8 protein-coding genes and 1 pseudogene are annotated in these 8,466 nt (G+C 69.8%); 5 read left to right on the forward strand and 4 right to left on the reverse strand.

What is annotated here, in order from left to right:
* The first annotated feature begins 1 nt into the window (after position 1).
* Both FW784_RS10480 and FW784_RS10485 read left to right on the forward strand, forming a co-directional pair.
* Positions 2-2,296 (forward strand): MMPL family transporter, encoded by a 2,295-nt coding sequence (locus FW784_RS10480; RefSeq protein WP_149353290.1) that lies wholly within the window; start codon positions 2-4, stop codon positions 2,294-2,296.
* Positions 2,293-2,757, forward strand: coding sequence for a hotdog family protein (locus tag FW784_RS10485; RefSeq protein WP_484482016.1), 465 nt, complete (start codon positions 2,293-2,295; stop codon positions 2,755-2,757). Before FW784_RS10480 ends, FW784_RS10485 begins: the two co-directional genes overlap by 4 nt.
* A gap of 8 nt (positions 2,758-2,765) precedes the next feature.
* On the opposite strand, the gene FW784_RS10490 is transcribed toward FW784_RS10485, so the two are convergent.
* A complete protein-coding gene (locus FW784_RS10490) occupies positions 2,766-3,686 on the reverse strand; it encodes a GAF domain-containing protein (protein WP_187770772.1) in 921 nt (306 codons plus the stop codon).
* A gap of 156 nt (positions 3,687-3,842) precedes the next feature.
* On the opposite strand from FW784_RS10490, the gene fabG reads away from it, so the two are divergent.
* From fabG to FW784_RS10505, 3 genes are read left to right on the forward strand one after another with little or no spacing between them, the layout of a single operon-like run.
* A complete protein-coding gene (gene fabG, locus FW784_RS10495; protein WP_149353292.1) occupies positions 3,843-4,565 on the forward strand; it encodes a 3-oxoacyl-ACP reductase FabG in 723 nt (240 codons plus the stop codon).
* Between the two features lie 53 nt (positions 4,566-4,618).
* Complete coding sequence (locus FW784_RS10500; protein WP_149353293.1) at positions 4,619-5,209, forward strand: hypothetical protein; 591 nt, start codon at positions 4,619-4,621, stop codon at positions 5,207-5,209.
* A gap of 59 nt (positions 5,210-5,268) precedes the next feature.
* Positions 5,269-5,697: a hypothetical protein gene (locus FW784_RS10505; protein ID WP_187770773.1), complete on the forward strand. Its 429-nt coding sequence runs from the start codon at positions 5,269-5,271 to the stop codon at positions 5,695-5,697.
* Positions 5,698-5,783: 86 nt separating this feature from the next.
* Here FW784_RS10505 and FW784_RS10510 read toward each other — a convergent pair whose 3' ends face one another.
* The 3 genes and pseudogenes from FW784_RS10510 to FW784_RS14405 form a co-directional block, all read right to left on the reverse strand.
* Positions 5,784-7,439 carry an NAD(P)/FAD-dependent oxidoreductase gene (locus tag FW784_RS10510; protein ID WP_149353297.1) on the reverse strand — a complete coding sequence of 552 codons (1,656 nt, stop codon included), beginning with the start codon at positions 7,437-7,439 and terminating at the stop codon, positions 5,784-5,786.
* 1 nt (position 7,440) lies between these two features.
* On the reverse strand, positions 7,441-8,259 hold the full coding sequence (locus tag FW784_RS10515; protein WP_149353295.1) for a glycosyltransferase family 2 protein: 819 nt from the start codon (positions 8,257-8,259) through the stop codon (positions 7,441-7,443).
* A pseudogene (locus FW784_RS14405) lies at positions 8,252-8,466 on the reverse strand (beta-ketoacyl synthase chain length factor); the annotation flags it as partial. The pseudogene FW784_RS14405 and the gene FW784_RS10515, both read right to left, overlap by 8 nt.

Consider the following 8,466-nt stretch of genomic DNA (forward strand, 5'->3'; position numbering starts at 1 on the left):
CCTGCTCGGCTGGGCGGCCGGCCGGTCGCTCGACCTCGGCGGCGACCTGCGCAAGTTCATGCCGGCGCCGCGCACGCCCGCGCAGCACCTGTTGATGGACGAGCTGGGCGAGGGTCCCGGCGCACGGCTGTTGCTGCTGTCGATCGAAGGCGCCGACGCGGCCACGCTCGCCGCACAGTCGCGCGCGCTTGCGACGAAGCTGCGCACCACGCCGGGGATCGCACTTGCCGCCAACGGCGACGCCGATCTGTCGGCGATTCCGGAGCGCCTGCGCCCGTACCGCTACCTGCTTTCGGACGGCCCGTCGGCCGGCGGCCTCGGCAGCGCCGCGCTCGCCGACCAGCTGCAGCAACGCGTCGCCGACCTCGGCTCGCCGATGGCGTCGGTGATCGAGCCGGTGATCGAACGCGATCCGACGCTGGAAATGCTCAAGCTCGCCGAGCGCTGGCAGCCCGCCGCGTCGCCGCAGAAGATCGAAGGCGTCTGGTTCACGCGCGATGGCCGCCGCGCGCTGCTCGCGGTCCAGACCGGCGCGGCCGGGTTCGACCCCAAAGGGCAGGAAACCGCGCTCGCGTCGATTCGCACGGCGTTCGACGCGGTGCGCGCGAAGTCCCCGACCAGGCTCGTGCTCACCGGCCCCGGCGCGTTCGCGGTGGAAGTCGCCGGGCGCACGCAGCACGAGGCCGGCCTGATCGGCATGGTCGACTCGATCTGCTTCGTGCTGTTGCTGTGGGTCGCGTATCGCTCGTGGAAGGCGCCGTTGCTGGGCGGCCTGCCATTGGCGACCGCGGGCCTCACCGGGCTTGCCGCGGTCGCGTTCTGCTTCGACGGCGTGCACGGCATCACCGTCGCCTTCGGCTTCACGCTGATTGGCGTCGCGCAGGACTATCCGATCCACCTGTTCAGCCACCAGCGTCCGGGCGTGTCGCCGTGGGCCAGTGCGAAGGCGTTGTGGCCGACGCTCGGCACCGGCGTCGCATCGACGTGCATTGCGTACATGACGTTCCTGGTCTCCGGCGTCGAAGGGCTGCGCCAGCTCGCGGTGTTCACCGTGGTCGGGCTCGGCAGCGCCGCGCTGGCCGCGCGCTTCCTGTTGCCCGCGCTGATCGACCCCGCACCGCACGACCTCGCCGATTCGCCGCGGCTGCGCAGGTGGTGGGCACGCATCGAACGCTGGCCACGGCTCGGCGTCGTGCCGGGGCTGCTGCTCGCCGGCCTGCTGCTCGCCGCGCTCGCGTTCGCGCCCGGTGCGTTCTGGCAGAACGATCTGTCGAAATTGACGCCCATTCCGGCGGATGCGTTGGCCCGCGATTCGGCGCTGCGCAGCGAGCTCGGCGCGCCCGACGTGCGCTACCTCGTCACGGTCGACGCGCGCGACGTGGAGTCGGCGCTGCAGGCGAGCGAGCGGCTGATTCCGGCGCTCGACGACTTGCGTGCCAAGGGCGCGATCGCCGGCTACGACCTCGCGGCGCGTTACGTGCCCAGCGCCGCGACGCAACGCGCCCGCCAGTCGCGACTGCCGACGGCCGACGTGCTGCGCCACGACCTCGACGCCGCGGTAGCCGCCAGCCCGTTCCTGCCTGATGCCTTCGAAGGTTTCATCGAGGATGTCGCGACTGCGCGCACCGCGAAACCGCTGACGCCGCGCGACCTCGCCGGAACGCCGTTGGCCAGCGGCGTCGAGGGCCTGTTGTTGCCGCGGGCCGACGGCGCGACCGCGCTGGTCACGCTGACCGGACTCACCGATCCGGCGGTCGTTGCGCACGCGTTGCAGGGCAGCGGCGCGCAACTGATGGATCTCAAGGAAGCATCGGAATCGCTGGTCGCGGCCTACCGCGGCCGCGTGCTTTGGGCACTCGCGCTTGCCGGGGTGTTGCTCATCGCCACCGTCTTCGTTGCGCTGCGTTCGCCACGGCGCGTCATGCGCGTGCTGGCACCGATGGCGCTGACCACGCTGCTCATTCTCGCGGTGCTCCGCCTCGCGGGCGTCGAACTCAACCTGTTCCACCTGGTCGCGCTCATCCTTGCCGCAGGCCTGGGCCTGGACTACGCGCTGTTCTTCGACCACGCCGGCGACGATCCCGAAGAACAGGTGCGCGCGCTACACGCGATCATCGTCTGCTCGCTGACCACGCTGATCGTGTTCCTGCTGCTCGGCCTGTCGTCGATCCCGGTATTGCGCGCGATCGGCCTGCCGGTGGCGCTCGGCGTGGCGGCCAACTTCGTGCTGGCGCTGCTGATCGTGCGCCATGACAGCGCGCCGGTGTCGGCGGCGGCTGCGGAGACGCCGGTTTGACCGGATCGCGCGTGCTCGATGCGCCCGGCCTGCCGCAGTCGCGCGAGGCAATTGCGCAACTGGTGCCGCACCAGGGGCGGATGTGCCTGTGGCAGCGCGTGGTGGACGCCGACGCGCGCTGCATCCGCCTGCAGGCGTTCGACCAGGGCGATCGCGACCATCCGTTGCGCGCCGGCGACCGCCTGCACGCGGTGGCGCTATGCGAATACGGCGCGCAGGCGATGGCCGTGCACGGTGGACTGCGCGCGGCGCAGTCGGGCGGCTGCGCCAAACCGGGCCTGCTGGTGGCGCTACGCGGCGTCGTGCTGCATCGTGATCGCATCGATGACCTCGACGGCGCGATCGAAGGCGACGCAGAGGTACTGGTCGAGAGTGATGCGGGCTGGCAGTACGCGTTCGTGATCCGACACGCCGGCGCGACCATCGCCGAAGGCCGCGCCGCGGTGATCCACCCGGCCTGACGCAGGCGCTACAGCGACGCGATCTCCGCGTCCTGAAGATTGATGCGCGCATTCTTGCGCCGCGTGAGTTCCTCGTCCGCGCGCTCGAACACGGCGAGCGGGCTCTCCGTCGCGCTGCCGCTGGTCGCTGCTGCGGCGACCGCGTGGACGCCGAGCGCCGATGCCGTGGCGTCGGCCAGCTGTTCGATCTGCCGCAGCCGTTCCGCCGGCACCTCGCCCTCGAGGGTGAGCACGAACTCCTGCGCGCCACTGACGCGGTTGAGCGACTCGCCCGGCTGCAGAATCCGCTCGAGCGCGTGTTCGCACTGTTGCAGCGCGTTCTCGACGATGCGGTGGCCGCGCTGTTGCACCACTGCGGCGTAGGACTGGATCTCGACGATGACCAGCGAATAGCACGCAGCCGTCGACGCGGCCTCCGGCGGCGTGTCCAACGCCACTTCGCGCCGCGCATCGAGCAGTTGCCGCCTCGATTCCAGCAGGTTCATCGTGATCCGGGCCAGCGATGCCAGCGCCTCGCGCTGCGCGTCGTCGAGCTGGCGCGGCGCGCGGTCCATCACGCAGACCGTCCCCACGGCCGTGCCGTTGGGCGTCACCAGCGGCATGCCCGCGTAGAAGCGAAGGCCGGTGCTGCCGGTGACCAGGGGATTGTCGGCGAAGCGTTCGTCCGCCGCGGTGTCCGGCACTTCGAACAGGAGTTCGGGTTCGCGCACGGCGTGGTCGCAGAAGGCGATGTCGCGCGAGGTCTGCTCCGTCGCCAGGCCGATGCGCGCCTTGAACCACTGGCGGTCGCGGTCGACCAGCGAAATCGAGGCGATCGGCGCGTCGCACAGCCGCGAGGCGAGCCGGACGATGTCGTCGTAGGCCGCTTCGGGCAGGCTGTCGACGATGCGGTATGTGTCGAGATCGCGCTGGCGCTGATGTTCGGACATGGCGTCATCGTCGGGGCGGGGGATCCGTATTCTCGCTGCTTCCACCGGCATCTCAAATGGGGGGATTACCCCCGGCCTCGCATCCGGGGCGAGCAGGCTAGCCCGGCCGCGGCCGCACCTGCGCGACAATGCGGTCCGACCAGATGGAGCAGGCGCATGACCCGACGGGCACTCGTCACCGGTGGCAGCGGCGATCTCGGTGGCGCGATCGCGCGGCGCCTGGGCGCGCAGGGGGTGCATGTGATCGTGCATGCCAACGGCCGGCGGGAACGCGCGCAGGCAGTGGCCGACGCGATCATCGCCGGTGGCGGCTCGGCCGAAGCGATCGCGTTCGATGTCGCCGATGCATCGGCGAGCGATGCGGCGATCGCGCGCATCCTCGAAGCCGGGCCCGTGCAGATCGTCGTCAACAACGCCGGCATCCACGACGACGCGCCGATGGCAGGCATGGGCCGCGAGCAATGGACACGCGTCATCGACGTGTCGCTGAACGGCTTCTTCAACGTGACGCAACCGCTTCTGTTGCCGATGGCGCGCGGTCGCTGGGGACGGATCGTCAGCATCTCGTCGGTGGCGGCCGTGACGGGCAACCGCGGGCAGGCCAACTACGCGGCCGCCAAGGCGGCGCTGCACGGTGCGTCGAAGTCGCTGGCGCGGGAGATGGCCAGCCGCGGCATTACGGTAAACGTGGTGGCGCCCGGCGTGATCGAAGGTTCGATGGCGAAAGACGCGTTTCCCGCCGAGACCATCAAGCAGATCGTGCCGGCCGGGCGTGCCGGCACGCCGGATGAAGTCGCGGCTCTGGTGGCGTTTCTTTGCGGTGACGATGCGGGCTATGTGAACGGGCAGGTGATCGGCGTGAACGGCGGCATGGCGTAGCGCCTGTTACACCGGTACCCGGGTCGGCCATTCGCCGATCGTGGAGATGCCCCGTGTTCCGACGTGCCCTCGCAACCGCCGTGCTCGCACTCGCCTTCAACGGCCCGTTGCAGGCGACGCCCGCCTTCAATGCCAACGAGCGCAATCCACCGCCCTCGGTGGCGCTGTCAACGTTCGACCGCTACGAACTCGCGCCGCTCGTGCTCGCCGACGGGCTGGCCGCGTACAAAGCCAACGTCATCGCCCAGCGTTACCTGCAGGTGGACCTCGAGGAACGCATCCGCAAGCTTGTCGACGCCCGCAACGCGAAGGCCGCGGGCGAAACGTCGCGCACGCTGCTGCTCACGCCCGAGATCGCCGACGTGCGTTTCATCACCGGCGGCAAGCGGCTGCTGTTCGGCGGCTTCGGCGGCAAGTCCTGGGCGGTGCTGAAGCTGCACCTCGTGGACAAGGCGAGCGGCGAAGTCATCGCCGAGCCGCACTTCGAGCAGCGCGCGTACGGCATCTTCGCCGGCTACAGCCTCGGCGCAGCGGACAAGCTCATGCTCGCGCGGTTGGCCGACATGGCGGCGTCCTACCTCGACGCCAATGTCGAGACGCCCGTCGGCGCCCCGGTGGCGACCGCCGCGCGCGCGATGGACTGACGATGCACGCCGGGTTCATCGCGCCCGCCGAAGATGGCCACATCCCGATGGAGCCCGCCATGAAGCTGCGACTGCTGATTCCCGTTGCCCTTGCCGTCGCGCTCGCCGGCTGCGCCAGCGCGTCGCGCGTGATGATCTCCGACCCGCGGCCGCCGATCGCGGTCGAGATGGTGCGCGTCTATCTGCAGCCGCCGACGTCGCGCTATGTCGAAATCGCGCTGCTCGACGCGACCACCGGCGAATTCACCTACGGCGCGCAGAACCGAAACGACGCGCTGATGCTCAAGCTGCGCACCGAAGCGGCGAAACTGGGCGCCAACGGCGTGCTGATCCAGAACCGTGGGCAGGTACCGTCTGCCGGTGGCGTCGGGATCGGCGTGGGTGGCGGCGGCAGCCACATCGGCGGCGGACTCAGCGTGGGCATCAGCCCGCCCAAGGAACGCGCCAGCGCGGTGGCGATCTGGGTCGCGGAGGCGCCCGGCCCCTGAGGCCGGGGCGCCTCCGGTACTGCGAAACCCGTCCGGCCAGCGCGCCCGCCCGATGGGGCGCGAAAACAGGGGCCGACGCGTCGAAGCTAAGCGGTCAGCGAATCCTCGACCGGCTCGGCGTACCAGGCCGCGCCGAGCAGCGCGGAGGCCGCCGCGGTTCGACCTGCAAGCAGCGCTTCCAACGCCGATGCCTCGATCCCGGGGTGGCGATTGCGCGCGTGCGCCAGCAGTTCCGCCGCGAGTTCATGCATCCGTTCGACATCCACACCCACGCGAGCGATGAACGCATCCGGTGCCAGCGTGTCGGTGAGCTGGCGGTTGAGTTCGTGGAACCAGCCGATGCGGTACTGGTCGAGCAGTCGATCGTCCGCGGGCGCGGTGTCGCCGTCGGCCGCGGAATTGCGCTCGCCCCATTCGCGCAGCAGCGCCTGCATGCCGAGGTTGAGCGCGTTCGCCCGCCCGAACAGCGGACGCAAGGCGCCCAGCACCTGCAGCGACGTGAGGTTGCCCGAGAAGAACAGCGGCGCCAGCAGCGACCAGTAATAGGTGTAGTCCCAGATCACCTTGAGCGGCATCACCTGAGCATCGCCGAACAGGCGGTACTGGCCGCGGAACAGCGTCATCGTGTTCTCGTAGAACGAGAAGTAGAGCTGCTGGTACAGCGCGGCCATGCCGTTGACCGGCTGGCCGGCGCGGTCGGCATTGATCATTTCGCAGATGTAGGTGTTGCTGATCGCGATGAAGTCGCTGCCCGGGGAATAGAACGGGTCGAGGAACACGCCGGCCTCGCCAGTGAGCGCCCAGCGGTCGCCGGAGAACACCTGCTTGGCGCCATGCGAGAAATGGCGCAGGAAGCCGAAGTCCTGCAGCGCGTGGCCGGGCTCGTCGAGCGACGCCGCGACCCGCGGCTGGTGCTTGCGCAGCCACGTCATCGCCTTCTCGTGCGTGTTCATCGTGTCCAGCGGATGCAGCGCGCCGTCGCAGACGATGCCGAGCGAATGCTGGTCGGACGACAGCGGGATCAGCCAGAACCAGTAGCCCTCGCCACACATGTGGTTGGTGGAGCGCCAGCGATCCGGCGGTACGCAGCGATCGAGCCACGCGGCATCGTCGCTCCACGTGCGCGGATCGATGTGGCCGGAAACGCGCCACCACGCCGAGTTGGCATCGTGGTCGTTGCTTTCGGCGAGGCCGAGCTTGCGCTTGAGCACCCCGGCGCGGCCGGTCGCATCCACCAGCCAGCGCGCGGTCAGTTCGCGCGTTTCACCGTCCGTCTCGAAGCGCACCGCATGCGCGGCGCCACCGCTGCCGACATCGATGCCGCGAACCATCGAGCCTTCGTGCAACGTCACGCCATGCGCGCGCACGTGGTCGGTGAGGAAATTCTCGAAGCGGCCGCGATCGATCTGCCACGACGTTGCCGGCAGCAGGCGACTGACGCCCAGCTCGGTGCACCGATCGATGTCGGTCTTGCCATCGCTGAAGAAGAAGCGGAAGCCGAACTTGCGCAGCTGCTCTGTGTCGAGGTGCTCCTGGAGCCCGAGCACGTGCGCGAAATAATGCGCGCCAATCTCGACCGTCGACTCGCCCACCTTGAACGCACCCTCGCGTACCGGGTGGCGATGGCGCTCGATCACGGCGATGCGCAACGTCGGATCGCGGCGCGCCAGCTGCAGCGCGAGCGTGAGACCGGCGAGGCCGCCGCCGAGGATCGCGACGTCGGTGTCGGTGTCGCGCGGCATGTCAGCCACGGCGTGCCTCGGCAATGCGCGGTTGCACGGCGAATTCGCCGCTGGGGTCGTGGATCACCACGGGCGTCGAGCGCGTGCGGCGGTACTGCGCCAGCAAGCCGCCCTGCGCGGTCACCTCGCGCACCACGTGCGACGTGATGCGCCACAGGTCGCGCAACGGACGGAAATGGCTCTTGCGATAGTTCACCGGGCCCACCGCTGCCTGGTATCGCGATTCGATCGGCACCGAAACGCAGCGCACGCCGAGCTGGCGCGACGCCGAGATCAGGATCTGCGCCTCGTAGACGAAGTCTTCCCCGGGAATGTCGCCGAGCGCGCATACCGATGCCGGATAGAAGCGCTGGCCGCTCTGCGTGTCCGCGATCCGGAAGCCGCAGCCGATCGCGATGCCCCAGTCGCCGAATTCGTTGGCGAGTCGTCGATACATCGGCTGCCGCGAGCGCTTGCGCAGGCGTGCGCCGATGATGATGTGGTCCGGATACGCGTTCGCCGCCTCCAGCAGCCGCGGGATGTCGTCGGCCGAATGCTGGCCGTCCCCGTCCATCGAGATCACGCCGCGAAAGCCGCGGCGCACGGCTTCGGCGAAGCCATCGCGCAGGCCCGCGCCCTTGCCCAACCGCGTGGGGTGCCGGATCACGATGATCGGCAGGTCGGCGACGCGCTCGACGGTGGCGTCGTCGGAGCCGTCGTCGATCAGGATCACGTTCGGGCAATGCGCGAGCGCGCCCACGACGACATCGCGGATCCGCAACTCCTCGTTGAGCGCGGGTACCACGATCGCGATGTCGCGGGCGACGATCGGCTCAGCCATGCAGGATCTCCACGTCGAGCACGCGGCCGGGGCCGGCCTTCAGCGTGCAATGCGGCGCCTGCGCCGCGAGGGCTTCGAACAACGGCAGCATCGGCCGCATTGCATTGTGCGGCGCGCGCGCGAGCAGCGCACCCTGCACGGGGTCCGGCTCGCCGTCGCGCAGCTCGATGTTCAGGCGCGCGCCGGCTCCCCCGCGCGACAGCACCA

Source organism: Cognatilysobacter lacus (assembly GCF_008274655.1).
GTDB classification, from domain to species: Bacteria; Pseudomonadota; Gammaproteobacteria; order Xanthomonadales; family Xanthomonadaceae; genus Cognatilysobacter; species Cognatilysobacter lacus.